This is a genomic window from Phocaeicola sp. RTP21198st1_B8_RTP21198_201120 (assembly GCF_040929485.1).
In the GTDB taxonomy this organism is placed as follows: Bacteria; Bacteroidota; Bacteroidia; order Bacteroidales; family Bacteroidaceae; genus Phocaeicola; species Phocaeicola dorei.
On sequence record NZ_JBCOCI010000004.1, the window covers coordinates 60561 to 73522 of the forward strand.

Consider the following 12962-nt stretch of genomic DNA (forward strand, 5'->3'; position numbering starts at 1 on the left):
AACTGAAAAATCTCCCTTCGGATGGTAATACTTATTTTTAAATAACTATTTTTGCAGAAACTATACAAAACTGCTTATCACACCAATCCAATGCTAGTTGAGAATACAATAACTTTAGCGTCCCTATATAAGATTTTGTTTGAAGAAGAGCCACTGACACTCTCCGACCCATGTATGCAAAAACTGGAAGAGAGTTTCAATTTCCTGAAAACATTCTCCAACGACAAAATCATCTATGGCATCAATACCGGCTTTGGCCCCATGGCCCAATATCGTATTGAAGATGAATCCTTATCGCAATTACAATACAACATCATCCGCAGCCATGCTACCGGAGCCGGGCAACCTCTTCCGGAACGCTATGTCAAAGCCGCCATGGTAGCGCGTCTCTATACTTTTCTGCAAGGCAAATCCGGCGTACATAAAGAACTGGCGTTGCTCATTACCGAGTTTATCAACCGGGGGATTATTCCATACGTACCCGAACACGGCAGTGTGGGGGCCAGTGGTGATCTGGTACAACTCGCCCATATCGCCCTCACTCTGATTGGAGAAGGAGAAGTCTTTTACCAAGGCAAGAAAAGAGATACGGCCTCTGTGCTGGCGGAAAACGGATTGCAACCTTTTCAAATGCACATCCGCGAAGGGCTTTCAGTGACCAACGGCACTTCAGTCATGACAGGTATAGGTATTGTCAATCTGATTTACGCACGCCAACTTATGCAGTGGGCGGTAGGTGCATCTGTTATGATGAATGAAATAGCCGCCTCATACGATGACTTCATGTCTGAACCGCTGAACGGGGCCAAACAGCATGAAGGACAACAAGAGATAGCCCGCATGATGCGCCAATGGGTAAAAGGCAGCCTGTGTGTACGCAAAAGAGAGAATGAACTTTATAATGGGAAGCACGAAGAGAAGATCTTCACCCATAAAGTGCAGCCCTATTATTCGCTACGTTGCATTCCACAAATTCTAGGGCCGGTTTATGATGAATTACTCAATGCTGAAAAAGTATTGATAAACGAAATAAATTCAGCTTGTGACAACCCGATAGTGGACCCTGACACACAGAATGTATATCATGGTGGTAACTTCCACGGAGATTATGTATCTTTTGAAATGGACAAGTTGAAAATAGCAGTCACCAAACTGACGATGCTTGCCGAACGGCAGATTAATTACCTGTTTCACGACCGCATCAACGGCATTCTCCCCCCCTTTGTCAATATGGGAGTACTGGGATTGAACTATGGCTTGCAAGCATCACAATTTACCGCGACTTCTACCACGGCGGAGTGCCAGACTTTGTCTAATCCGATGTATGTGCATAGCATCCCCAACAACAATGACAACCAGGACATTGTAAGCATGGGTACCAATTCCGCCTTGATGGCAAAAACAGTCATTGAAAATGCTTATCAGGTGATGGCTATCCTGATGATGGGTATTGTACAAGCCATTGATTGCCTGGATATAGCCGACCGGATAAGCCCCCGGTCACAACAAGTATATAAAGAAATACGAGCATTTTTCCCTGTTTTCCGGGAAGATACACCTAAATATAAAGAGATAGAAAGCATGATGGTATATCTTAAAAAAGGGAGGTTTCAAGAAAAATGAAATACGCATTAGTAACAGGAGGAAGCCGGGGAATCGGACGAGCCATTTGTCTGAAACTGGCCGAAATGGGATATCATATACTGATAAACTACCAAAGCAACGATACGGAAGCTGAAGCCACCCTGCAACAAATACGGGAACAAGACTCGGATGGCGAACTGATGAAATTTGACGTGACAGATGCAGCAGCCACACACGCCGCACTGAACGGATGGATAAAACAGCATCCCGATACTTACATTGAGGTACTGGTGAACAATGCCGGTATACGCCGTGACAACTTGATGCTGTGGATGGAACAGGAAGAATGGAGCCGGGTACTGGATATCAGTCTGAACGGTTTCTTTAACGTCACCCAACCCTTGCTGAAGAATATGCTGGTAAAGCGATTCGGACGTATTATCAACATCGTCTCCCTGTCGGGGATCAAAGGAATGCCGGGACAAACAAATTATTCGGCAGCCAAAGGTGGAATCATAGCCGCTACCAAAGCGTTGGCGCAGGAAGTTGCCAAAAAACACGTGACGGTAAATGCCATAGCACCGGGATTTATCCGTACAGATATGACAGACGGAATTGATGAGAACGAGTGGAAAAAACACATCCCGGCAGGACGCTTCGGCGAGCCCGGGGAAGTAGCCGCACTGGTAGGCTTCCTGGCATCCGGGCAAGCTTCCTACATTACCGGAGAAGTGATTTCCATCAATGGAGGATTATATACGTAAGCAAAAGATGAAAAGAGTAGTTATTACAGGAATGGGCATCTATTCGTGCATAGGCAGGAATCAAGAGGAAGTGAAAGAGTCACTGTTTCAAGGAAAGTCAGGCATCGGAATCGCTCCGGCTCGCAAAGAAATGGGCTATTTCTCGGCGTTAACCGGTCTTGTCGAACGTCCCGATTTGAAGAAATTATTGGACCGCAAGAAACGCCATAGCCTTGCCGAGCAGGGAGAATACGCCTATATGGCTACCCTGGAAGCATTCCGGCAAGCCCGGATAGAAGAAAAGTTCCTGTTGGAGAACGAAGTCGGAATACTGTATGGCAATGACAGTAGTGCTGCTCCGGTTATTCAAGCAATAGATATTATCCGCGAGAAAAAGAATACGGCATTGGTTGGTTCCGGTTCTATTTTCCAGTCCATGAATTCCACCATTACCATGAATCTTTCGGTTATTTTCCATCTAAAAGGAATTAACTTCACTATATCGGGAGCCTGTGCCAGTGGTTCACACGCCATCGGCATGGCTTATCTGCTTATCAAATCAGGACTTCAGGACTGCATTCTGTGCGGAGGAGCACAGGAAGTGAACCCTTATTCCGTGGGTAGTTTCGACGGGTTGGGAGCCTTCTCCGCCCGGGAAGACGAACCGGAAAAAGCATCCCGTCCATTCGATAAAAACCGTGACGGACTAGTACCTAGCGGCGGAGGCGCCAGTCTGGTGCTGGAAAGTTATGAATCAGCCGTAAAGCGCGGAGCGACTATCCTGGCAGAAGTCATAGGATACGGCTTCTCATCCAACGGAGATCACATTTCCGTACCCAATGTGGATGGCCCCAGACGCTCTTTGCAGATGGCAGTCAAGGATGCGGGTATTCCTTTGGAAGAGATTGCATACATCAATGCACATGCCACATCCACTCCTGTAGGTGATTTGAACGAGGCAAAAGCCATAGCGGAAGTATTCGGGAGCCATCATCCCTACGTCACATCCACCAAATCACAGACCGGACATGAGATGTGGATGGCAGGAGCCAGTGAAGTCATTTACTCCACTTTGATGATGAACAACGGCTTCATCGCACCCAACCTCAATTTTGAGGAGCCCGATGAAGCCTCTGCCCTGCTGAATATCCCTTCCCGAAGGGTAGAAACGGAATTTGACACATTCTTGTCCAACTCATTCGGATTCGGAGGAACCAATTCCTCACTGATTATCCGCAAATTCAAAGAAAACAATTAATTTAAACCAATATATAAATTTATGACCAACGAAGAAATCATCGAAAAGATCAGAACCACCCTGGCCGAAGAATTTGAGATTGATGTAGAATTGATTCAGCCGGACGCCCCTTTGATGCAAACCTTGGAATTGGATAGCCTTGATTTGGTAGATATGGTAGTACTGATTGACAGGAATTTCGGTTTCACCGTGACAGCCAAAGACTTTGCCGGTATCAAAACCTTCCAGGATTTCTATAATCTGGTAATTTCGCACATACAAAAAGAAGACTGATGCCCGAAACATGGAAAGGTAAAACAAGAGGAGGTACATTCGGATACATGTTCTTCATCTACATGATTCGCTGTCTGGGTATCACTGCGGCTTACGGCTTTCTGTCATTGGTCGTCCTCTATTTTATACCTTTCGCACCGAAAGCTACCGCCAGTACCTGGCAATACGCACGGAACAGACTGAAATACGGACGTGCCAAAGCCGCCGGACTGTTATTGAAAAATTACTACCGGCTGGGGCAGATATTGATTGACAAAGTAGCCATCGGCAATGGGATGGCAGACAAATATCATTTCGAGTTCGAGAACTATCAGGCATTTTTGAACGTACTGAATGGAAACACCGGCGTAATTATGATAGGCGCCCATGTAGGTAATTGGGAAATAGGTGCTCCTTTCTTCGATGAATACGGCAAAAAAATCAATATTGTCATGTTTGATGCCGAACACGAACGGATAAAAGAGATTCTGGAAAAGAATGCCTCCACACGCGATTATAAAATAATTCCCGTGAATGAAGACAATCTGACCCATGTATTCCGTATTACAGAGGCACTGGAGCGCAAAGAATATGTCTGCTTTCAAGGTGACCGCTATCTGAATAAAGAGAAATTACTCAGCAGTCCGTTCATGGGAAAAGAAGCCGAATTTCCGATGGGTCCTTTCCTGCTGGCTTCCAAAATGAGAGTACCTGTCGTATTCTATTTTGCCATGCGTGAAGCGAAAAAAAACTATCGTTTCCATTTCTTTATTGCCGAGGCGGTGGTACATACCAAAGAGAAGCGGGCCGAACAAGCATTATTGGAGCAATATACACAAACGCTGGAAAAAATCGTCCGGCAGTATCCGGAACAATGGTTCAATTACTACCCGTTCTGGGCATAAATACAAATCTGGATTATGATGCATAAAAGATATACAAAAGAGCAATTGACAGCTGTAGAGGCACAAAGACTGGCGCAAGAGATCGCTTTCGGTCCCGTGGTATTCCAAGTTTCACGTCTGATGTTGAAATTCGGAATATTCCAATTGCTGGCCGACAAACGGAAAGGATACACGCTGCAAGAAATCAGTGTGCAGACCGGACTGACACGCTATGCAGCACAAGTATTACTGGAAGCATCGCTGACCATCGGAACCATCCTGTTGGAAGAAGACCGCTATGTACTGGCCAAGGCAGGCTGGTTTCTGCTGAATGATAAAATGGCACGTGTCAATATGGAATTCAATCACGATGTGAACTATCAAGGACTTTTCTATCTGGAAGAGGCTCTTTTAAATGGTCAGCCGGAAGGATTGAAAGTATTCGGCGGATGGCCTACCATTTACGAAGGACTTTCCCAACTGCCGGAACAGGTACAGAAAAGCTGGTTTGGCTTTGACCATTTCTACTCGGACAACTCGTTCAGCCAGGCATTAGAAATTGTATTTCTTCACTCACCGAAACGACTGCTCGATATTGGTGGAAACACCGGCAGATGGGCAACCCGATGCGTCCAATATAATCAAGAAGTAGAAGTAACCATTGTGGATTTGCCTCAACAACTGGAAATGATGAGAAAACAAACTGCCGACGTGCCCGGTGCAGAACGCATCCATGGCCACGGCGCCAATCTGCTGGATCGGACCGTGCCCTTTCCTTCAGGCTTTGACACCGTATGGATGAGCCAGTTTCTGGACTGCTTTTCGGAAGAGGAAGCAACCAGTATTCTAAGTCGTGTGGCACAGTCCGCCAGCAAAGACAGTAAAGTCTACATCATGGAAACGCTGTGGGACCGGCAGCCATACGAAACGGGCTCTTACTGCCTGACTCAAATCAGCCTTTACTTCACAGCCATGGCCAACGGCAACAGCAAGATGTTCCATTCGGATGACCTTATCCGCTGTATTAAAAATGCCGGACTGGAAGTGGAAGAGATTCATGATAACATAGGACTGGGACACAGTATCCTGCAATGCAGACTGAAATGAACAGAAAAGAAATCATTTGTCGGGGAGACGAACTGTTCCGGCTGATTCCACAACGTCCGCCCATGGTCATGATAGACCGTTTCTATGGGATAGAAGAAAATACATCCTGGTCAGGGCTGACCGTCACCCCCGATAATCTGTTTTGCCGGGACGGCGTATTACAGGAAACAGGAATCATAGAACACATCGCCCAATCAGCAGCGGCACGGGTAGGATATATCTATATGCTGCGAGAAGAGCCTGTACCACTAGGCTTTATCGGCTCTGTAGAAAAAATGAAAATATTCCGTCTTCCTTCTGCCGGAGCAGAATTATATACCGGAATAACCATTGTGCAGGAAATATTCGATATCACACTGATTACCGCCGAGGTGAAAGAAAACGATGAACTTCTGGCCGAATGCCGGATGAAAATATATCTGAAAAAAGAATGAAACGAAAAACAAGTCCACAGCAGGCAGCACTGACAGACCGGACCACCATCAAGGTCCGCTTCAGTGAAATAGATTCCATGCAGATAGTATGGCATGGTGAATATGTGCGTTATTTCGAAGATGGACGTGAAGCTTTCGGAAAGCGATATGGCTTGGACTATATGAGCATCTACCGGGAAGGCTATTTAGTTCCTATCGTAGACCTGAGCTGCCAGTTCAAACAGCCGCTGTCATTCGGTGAGGAAGCCATTGTCGAGACACGGTATATTCATAGTGATGCTGCCAAAATCCTTTTTGAATACACCATCTACCGGGCATCAGACCAAAACATTGTGGCAACAGGAACCACTACACAGGTATTCCTGAATACAAATAGAGAACTGGAATTGGTTAATCCTGCCTTTTACATAGAGTGGAAAAAGAAATGGAACATCATCTGACTACCTATATCACCCATGATACCCTGATCAGCGCGCTGGGTTTCGGCACACAGGAAAATCTGGAAGCCATCCGGAGCTATCACAGCGGTATCACCCTGCAGACGGACAAACGGATTGCAGACACTCCCCTATTGGCAGCTACTATCTCGCAAGAGAGATTGCAACAACAGGCAGAAGCCATAGGAGTAAGTGGCTATCCCCGGATGGAACAACTGTTCATACTGACTATCAACGAACTCATCCGTCAGTCCGGACAAACTTTGGAAGATAAAACCTGCGGACTCATCCTCTCTACCACAAAAGGGAACATCGACTTACTGACCCGTCATACGGAACATCCCGATGAAGCGGTCTTTCTTTGGAAAATGGCAGAAAACATTGCCGGTTATTTCCATGCCGAGGAACGGGTACATGTCATCTCCAACGCCTGCATATCAGGAGTGTCAGCCCTTGTAACAGGAAAACGCATGATAGAGAACGGCATCTACCGCAAGGTAATTGTAGCGGGAGGTGACCTTCTCTCTCATTTCATCACCAGTGGTTTCCTGTCTTTCCGGTCCCTCAGCTCCCGTCCATGCCGTCCGTATGACAGCAACCGTGACGGACTGAACTTGGGAGAGGCTTGCGGAGCCGTATTACTAAGTACGGAAAAGACGCCAAATAGCATCATTCTCTCCGGAGGAGCCATAAGTAATGACGCCAACCATATCTCCGGCCCTTCCCGTACAGGAGACGGACTCTTTTTCGCTATCCGCCAAGCCATGCAGGAGGCAGGAACAGCCCTCCAAAACATCAGCTTTGTCAATGCCCATGGCACGGCCACCGTATACAATGATGAAATGGAATCCAGAGCCCTCACGCTGGCTCATCTGGAACAAGTTCCCACACATAGCTTAAAACCCTATTTCGGGCATACCTTGGGAGCATCGGGAATCATTGAAAGCATTGTCTGTATGCACGAACTGAAACAAGGCATCCTGTTCGGCACTCCGGGTTACGAAACACCGGGTGTGCCTATGCCTATACCGGTCTATGCAACTCACCAACACATTCCGATGAAACATTGTGTAAAAACCGCTTCGGGATTCGGTGGGTGTAACGCAGCCATTGTCTTGTCTTTACCGGAATATGCTCCGTTCAAGGATGAGGACAACACCTTGCCCGAAATCCGATGTACACGGGAGGTTCGTATTGAAAACAGTTCTGTCTTCATAAACAACGAACTTATTTTTCATTCTGAAGAACCGGATTTCGGCATATTTATACGTGATACCTATAAAAAATCAGGCGGAAACAATATGAAATTCTATAAAATGGATGACCTTTGCAAACTGGGATATGTTGCCGCCGAATACTTACTGAAAGACAAGACATTCGCCCCACTGGAAATGGGGATGTTACTTGCCAACGCCACTTCATCCCTACATACGGATATCAGACACCAGCAACTGATAGACCAGGACGGAGACCGGGCAGCCAGTCCGGCTGTATTTGTTTACACACTACCCAATGTAGTGTCCGGCGAGATTTGCATCCGCCACAAGATACAAGGGGAAAACACCTTTTTCATAACTGAAGCCTATCAGCCGGAGAAACTGGAAAGATACGCACGTATAGTCATGCAAAAAGGGAAACTGAACTATTGTATCATCGGATGGTGTGAATTATTGAAAAACACCTATAAAGCAGTATTTAAACTGATTGAAAAACAATAAAGAATATGGAAGAATTGATTGAGAAATTGAAAGTTGAATTAATAGAAGCATTGAATCTGGAAGAAATCACTCCGGAGGACATTGATAGTGAAGCACCTTTATTCGGAGACGACGGATTGGGTCTTGACTCGATTGACGCATTAGAGATTATCCTGATTCTGGAAAGGAATTATGGCATTAAAATAGAGAATCCTGCCAAAGGAAAGGAAATATTCTATTCGGTGCGTACCCTGGCAGACTACATCACCGCCCATCAGAAATGAGGAAGATCTATGTCACCGGTCTGGGAGTGATTTCGGGCATAGGACAAGGAGTAAAAGAAAATCTGGACTCCTTAAAATCCGGAAAACACGGTATGGGGAAAATCACCCTTTTCCCCACCGTGCTTGACGTACCCGTGTCCGAAGTGAAACAAAGCAATGAAGAATTAAAGCAAATCCTGTTCCTTCCATCCGGCAAAACGTATTCACGTACAGCCCTGCTAGGCTTGTTGGCAGCTCAAGAGGCAGCCCGTGATGCGGAACTCGATTTCGCTTCTCCCCGTATCGGACTCATTTCTTCCACTTCCATCGGAGGAATGGATGCAAGCGAGCGGTTTTATGCCTCTTTCCGGGAGGATAACCGAAAAGGAAGATTACGTGATATTATCTCCCATGACTGTGGAGCCAGTACCGAAATGATAGCCGCTTATTTAGGAGTGAAAGGAATGGTGACCACCCTCAGCACCGCCTGTTCTTCGGCTGCAAATGCCATTATGTTAGGGGCACGCCTGATTCGACACGGTTATCTGGACACCGTCCTCGTAGGTGGAACGGATGCCTTATGCCGTTTCACGCTCAACGGTTTCAATTCATTGATGATACTGGACAAAGAGCACTGCCGTCCTTTCGACCGCACACGTGCCGGATTAAACCTCGGAGAAGGAGCCGGATACCTTGTTCTTCAATCGGAGAAATCCCTTACAAAGGCTCCTTATTGTGAACTCAGCGGTTACGCCAATGCCAACGAAGCCTACCATCAGACAGGAAGTTCCCCCGATGGAAACGGGCCTTTCCTTTCCATGAGTCAGGCCATAGCCTCTGCCGGACTGACAGCCGGAGCCATAGACTATATCAATGTACATGGCACAGGTACTCCCAGTAACGACGCTTCCGAAGGGAAAGCCATCCGGCGTATCTTCGATACCCGTATTCCACCTTTCAGTTCGGTCAAGGCTTTCATCGGTCACACCCTGGGAGCCTCGGAAGGAATAGAAGCCGTATATTCCGTACTCTCCATCCGTCACGGACTGATTTACCCTAATCTGAACTTTCATCTGTCCGATGAAGAAAGCGGTCTCATTCCTGAAACGATTTTCCGGTCGGGACTTCCCATACGGCATGTATTATCCAACTCCTTCGGATTCGGCGGAAACAACTCATCTCTCGTATTTTCCACTCTAAACAGATAGCGTATGCGCCCAGTATATATCAATCGTATCGCCTCTATTCATGCAGAGAGCAGCAATGAAAAGCCTTATTTCTCCGCACAGGAACCTGATTATAAAGAAATGATCACCAACGCCAATCTGCGGAGGCGCATGAGCCGCATGATCAAGATGGGAGTAGCTTGCGGACTGGAATGTCTGAAAGATATATCGCCGGAAAAGGTAGATGCCATTATCACCGCTACGGGACTGGGTTGTCTGGCTGATACGGAAAAGTTTATGAACGCCTTGATGGATAACCGGGAACAGATGCTCAATCCCACCGCTTTCATTCAGTCCACCTTTAATACGATCGGTGCACAGATAGCTTTGCTACTCAAAATACATGCTTATAATGTGACGTATGTACACCGTGGTTTAAGTTTTGAAAGTGCTCTGACAGATGGCATCATGAGTATTGCCGAAGGCAAACAGCATGTACTGGCAGGTGCTATGGATGAAATAACCCCTACCAGCTACATCATCCAGCAGCGTTTAGGACTGTTGAAAGGAACGACAGCCGGTGAGGGAGCACAATTTTTCCTGTTAAGCGCACAAAAAGAGGAACAGACTTTTGCTGAACTGAAAGGGGTGGACACTTTTATCACCCGGATGAGTGCTCCGGAAATCAGTAACAGGATGCATCATTTTCTAAAATCTCACGAGCTTGCACCCGAAGACATTGACTGGTTTATCAGTGGCAAGAACGGGCAGGAAGCAACAGATGCCGTTTATACAGAGCTGGAACACAGTCTGTTTCCTCATGCCCTGCATAGCAGCTTTAAAGAGCAATGCGGAGAATATCAGACTGCCTCATCCTATGCTCTCTGGATGGCGGCAAAAGCCTTGAAAGAAGAAGCTTCATCCCGTTACGCATTGATTTATAACCAATATCAAGGTATCAATCATTCAATCATCTTAATCAAGCGATGCACATCTTAATTTCTGTAGTCATCATAGTAAGCGTCATGGCCTATTAAAAAGATGCTTTTAAGATACTGAAAACAGGAATAATGCTTAACTTTATCCCTCATAAAATAAAAGTAGTAAAAATAATGAAGAAAATAACTGTTACGAATATTGATATATCCATATCTGTAAGACCTGATAATAATGATTATATCTGCCTGACAGACATGGCACATTTCAAAGACAGAGAACGTACTAACTACATTATACAAAACTGGATGCGTCTACGTAGTACGATTGATTTTCTTGGGTTATGGGAAAAACTAAATAATCCAAATTTTAAAGGCATCGAATTCGATGCTTTTAAAATGGAGAGTGGAACAAACAGTTTCACCCTAACCCCCAAACAATGGATAGAAAAAACTAAAGCAATAGGGATTATATCCAAGCCCGGACGATATGGGGGAACTTTTGCCCATAAAGACATAGCTTTTGAATTCGGGACCTGGCTCAGCCCTGAATTTAAACTATATCTCATCAAAGAATACCAAAGACTTAAAGAAGCAGAATCACACCCTTTATTAAGTGAATGGAACGTAAAAAGAATACTTAGTAAAGTAAATTATTCCATACATACGGATGCAATCAAAGACTTTATTATACCTAAAGTAGAAGATTTCAATCAAAAACTTGTTTATGCCGATGAAGCTGATTTGTTAAATCTCGCATTATGGGGATGTACCGCAAGACAATGGCGTGAAGCAAATCCACAATACGCAGATAAGAATATCAATATCAGAGATGTAGCAAGCATAAATGAATTAGTCGTATTATCGAATATGGAATCCTTCAATGCAGAGTTAATCAAGCGTAAGGTAGACAAGTCTAAAAGGTTTACTCATCTTCGGCAGATGGCCAAAGAGCAATTAGCACACTTGAATACGATTGATACCGAAAAGAAGTTCAGAATACTGACGGATAATGACAAGCAATTAGAATAATCTCTACAAGATCATTTATTAAAGTATCATTCAATCATCTTAATCAAGCGATGCACATCCTAGTTTCTGTAGTCATCATAGTAAGCGTCATGGTCTTTTTCTTTTACGCTTCTTACAGCATCCGTGCCTGTATTTATATGCGTGTCTTCTGTTGCAAGAAAACCGAAGAGAAAATCATAGCCATCACTTTTGATGACGGGCCCGATCCGATACAGACTCCCAAAGTGCTGAAAGTGTTAAGAGAAAAACACATACCAGCCTGCTTTTTTTGCATCGGAAACAAGATAAAAGGCAATGAAGAACTGCTCCGGCAAATCATAAAAGAAGGACATCATATCGGGAATCATTCCTTTTCCCATTCCGGCTATTTTCCTCTCTATACCTTCAAACGGATGTGCCATGATTTAATTACCTGCCAGCAAGAATTGGAAAAAGTAACCGGGCAACCGGTCCAATGGTTCCGGCCGCCTTTCGGAGTGACCAATCCTACCCTAGCCCAAGCAGTGCGCAGGCTGGGATACTTTCCCATCGGCTGGAACATCCGCACACTGGACACTCAGCAACCCACTCCTGAAAAAATAATAAAACGCATCAAGAAACGGCTCGTTCCGGGCTCCATCCTTCTGCTGCATGACCGGATGCCCGATAGTGACAGGCTGCTGGTACAAGTTCTGGACTTTATAGAAAAAGAGGGGTATACGGTGGTAGCATTAGACAGGTTGATAAAGGACATGACAAAATAAATTTCTTCTATATTTTCAACAGCAACATCACCAAGTTCCAGAAACGAGCCCCGGTTCACCCTTCATGATCAAACCGATAAAAAGATAACTTCGTCTTACGTAAAATATAAAATTCTTCCGCCACTTCATTCCACTCATTACCAACAACTTGCCGTGTAAAAAAGTCTGTAATACCCCCAAACCGGTATGTAAGCGATGGAGTGGAACATTCACCCGTTATTTGCAAGAGAAGCGTAGATATCAGATTAAATCTGACAGGATATGCTGTACTTTCGTTCAACTTAATAGGATGTCAGTGTGTAAACTTCCGATATATACTGTTGCTTCACCAGTGTGAAACGGTGGTTTCACACTGGTGACAACAGCTCTTCACACAGGTGAAAACCCATCTTCACCTAAGTGAAAATCATATCCTACCGTTCTCCTT

Annotated in this window: 14 protein-coding genes; all 14 read left to right on the forward strand. The window is 45.2% G+C overall.

Going from position 1 to position 12962, the window contains the following annotated elements:
• The first annotated feature begins 90 nt into the window (after window positions 1-90).
• The 14 genes from hutH (at window position 91) to AB5935_RS03670 (ending at window position 12535) form a co-directional block, all read left to right on the forward strand.
• Window positions 91-1623: a histidine ammonia-lyase gene (hutH, locus tag AB5935_RS03605; RefSeq protein ID WP_051926322.1), complete on the forward strand. Its 1533-nt coding sequence runs from the start codon at window positions 91-93 to the stop codon at window positions 1621-1623.
• Entirely contained in the window at window positions 1620-2348 is a 729-nt protein-coding gene (gene fabG / locus AB5935_RS03610; protein WP_038612009.1) for a 3-oxoacyl-ACP reductase FabG, read from the forward strand. The genes hutH and fabG overlap by 4 nt, the downstream gene beginning before the upstream one ends.
• A 7-nt stretch (window positions 2349-2355) precedes the next feature.
• Window positions 2356-3585: a beta-ketoacyl-[acyl-carrier-protein] synthase family protein gene (locus AB5935_RS03615; protein WP_007854654.1), complete on the forward strand. Its 1230-nt coding sequence runs from the start codon at window positions 2356-2358 to the stop codon at window positions 3583-3585.
• A gap of 21 nt (window positions 3586-3606) precedes the next feature.
• A complete protein-coding gene (locus AB5935_RS03620; RefSeq protein ID WP_007841393.1) occupies window positions 3607-3858 on the forward strand; it encodes an acyl carrier protein in 252 nt (83 codons plus the stop codon).
• Window positions 3858-4742 carry an acyltransferase gene (locus tag AB5935_RS03625; protein WP_032933456.1) on the forward strand — a complete coding sequence of 295 codons (885 nt, stop codon included), beginning with the start codon at window positions 3858-3860 and terminating at the stop codon, window positions 4740-4742. The genes AB5935_RS03620 and AB5935_RS03625 overlap by 1 nt, the downstream gene beginning before the upstream one ends.
• A gap of 15 nt (window positions 4743-4757) precedes the next feature.
• The gene (locus AB5935_RS03630) at window positions 4758-5828 is read left to right on the forward strand and encodes a methyltransferase (protein ID WP_007848134.1); all 1071 of its coding nucleotides are present in this window, start codon (window positions 4758-4760) and stop codon (window positions 5826-5828) included.
• Entirely contained in the window at window positions 5825-6262 is a 438-nt protein-coding gene (locus tag AB5935_RS03635; RefSeq protein WP_007848132.1) for a hydroxymyristoyl-ACP dehydratase, read from the forward strand. The genes AB5935_RS03630 and AB5935_RS03635 overlap by 4 nt, the downstream gene beginning before the upstream one ends.
• Window positions 6259-6702 carry an acyl-CoA thioesterase gene (locus AB5935_RS03640; RefSeq protein WP_007848129.1) on the forward strand — a complete coding sequence of 148 codons (444 nt, stop codon included), beginning with the start codon at window positions 6259-6261 and terminating at the stop codon, window positions 6700-6702. Before AB5935_RS03635 ends, AB5935_RS03640 begins: the two co-directional genes overlap by 4 nt.
• The gene (locus AB5935_RS03645) at window positions 6687-8417 is read left to right on the forward strand and encodes a beta-ketoacyl synthase N-terminal-like domain-containing protein (RefSeq protein ID WP_038612012.1); all 1731 of its coding nucleotides are present in this window, start codon (window positions 6687-6689) and stop codon (window positions 8415-8417) included. The genes AB5935_RS03640 and AB5935_RS03645 overlap by 16 nt, the downstream gene beginning before the upstream one ends.
• A 5-nt stretch (window positions 8418-8422) precedes the next feature.
• Window positions 8423-8680, forward strand: a complete 258-nt coding sequence (locus AB5935_RS03650; protein ID WP_007833804.1) for a phosphopantetheine-binding protein — start codon at window positions 8423-8425, stop codon at window positions 8678-8680.
• The gene (locus AB5935_RS03655; protein ID WP_007833806.1) at window positions 8677-9867 is read left to right on the forward strand and encodes a beta-ketoacyl-[acyl-carrier-protein] synthase family protein; all 1191 of its coding nucleotides are present in this window, start codon (window positions 8677-8679) and stop codon (window positions 9865-9867) included. The genes AB5935_RS03650 and AB5935_RS03655 overlap by 4 nt, the downstream gene beginning before the upstream one ends.
• 3 nt (window positions 9868-9870) lie before the next feature.
• Complete coding sequence (locus tag AB5935_RS03660) at window positions 9871-10824, forward strand: beta-ketoacyl synthase chain length factor (protein WP_038612015.1); 954 nt, start codon at window positions 9871-9873, stop codon at window positions 10822-10824.
• A gap of 113 nt (window positions 10825-10937) precedes the next feature.
• Window positions 10938-11792, forward strand: coding sequence for a KilA-N domain-containing protein (locus AB5935_RS03665; RefSeq protein WP_005850183.1), 855 nt, complete (start codon window positions 10938-10940; stop codon window positions 11790-11792).
• A gap of 50 nt (window positions 11793-11842) precedes the next feature.
• Window positions 11843-12535, forward strand: a complete 693-nt coding sequence (locus AB5935_RS03670) for a polysaccharide deacetylase family protein (RefSeq protein ID WP_038612017.1) — start codon at window positions 11843-11845, stop codon at window positions 12533-12535.
• Window positions 12536-12962: the final 427 nt, after the last annotated feature.

Bases quoted from the DNA above. Each gene is read 5' to 3' on its own strand.
- hutH (WP_051926322.1), top strand. From the start codon at position 91: ATGCTAGTTGAGAATACAATAACTTTAGCGTCCCTATATAAGATTTTG.
- fabG (WP_038612009.1), top strand. From the start codon at position 1,620: ATGAAATACGCATTAGTAACAGGAGGAAGCCGGGGAATCGGACGAGCC.
- AB5935_RS03615 (WP_007854654.1), top strand. From the start codon at position 2,356: ATGAAAAGAGTAGTTATTACAGGAATGGGCATCTATTCGTGCATAGGC.
- AB5935_RS03620 (WP_007841393.1), top strand. From the start codon at position 3,607: ATGACCAACGAAGAAATCATCGAAAAGATCAGAACCACCCTGGCCGAA.
- AB5935_RS03625 (WP_032933456.1), top strand. From the start codon at position 3,858: ATGCCCGAAACATGGAAAGGTAAAACAAGAGGAGGTACATTCGGATAC.
- AB5935_RS03630 (WP_007848134.1), top strand. From the start codon at position 4,758: ATGATGCATAAAAGATATACAAAAGAGCAATTGACAGCTGTAGAGGCA.
- AB5935_RS03635 (WP_007848132.1), top strand. From the start codon at position 5,825: ATGAACAGAAAAGAAATCATTTGTCGGGGAGACGAACTGTTCCGGCTG.
- AB5935_RS03640 (WP_007848129.1), top strand. From the start codon at position 6,259: ATGAAACGAAAAACAAGTCCACAGCAGGCAGCACTGACAGACCGGACC.
- AB5935_RS03645 (WP_038612012.1), top strand. From the start codon at position 6,687: ATGGAACATCATCTGACTACCTATATCACCCATGATACCCTGATCAGC.
- AB5935_RS03650 (WP_007833804.1), top strand. From the start codon at position 8,423: ATGGAAGAATTGATTGAGAAATTGAAAGTTGAATTAATAGAAGCATTG.
- AB5935_RS03655 (WP_007833806.1), top strand. From the start codon at position 8,677: ATGAGGAAGATCTATGTCACCGGTCTGGGAGTGATTTCGGGCATAGGA.
- AB5935_RS03660 (WP_038612015.1), top strand. From the start codon at position 9,871: ATGCGCCCAGTATATATCAATCGTATCGCCTCTATTCATGCAGAGAGC.
- AB5935_RS03665 (WP_005850183.1), top strand. From the start codon at position 10,938: ATGAAGAAAATAACTGTTACGAATATTGATATATCCATATCTGTAAGA.
- AB5935_RS03670 (WP_038612017.1), top strand. From the start codon at position 11,843: ATGCACATCCTAGTTTCTGTAGTCATCATAGTAAGCGTCATGGTCTTT.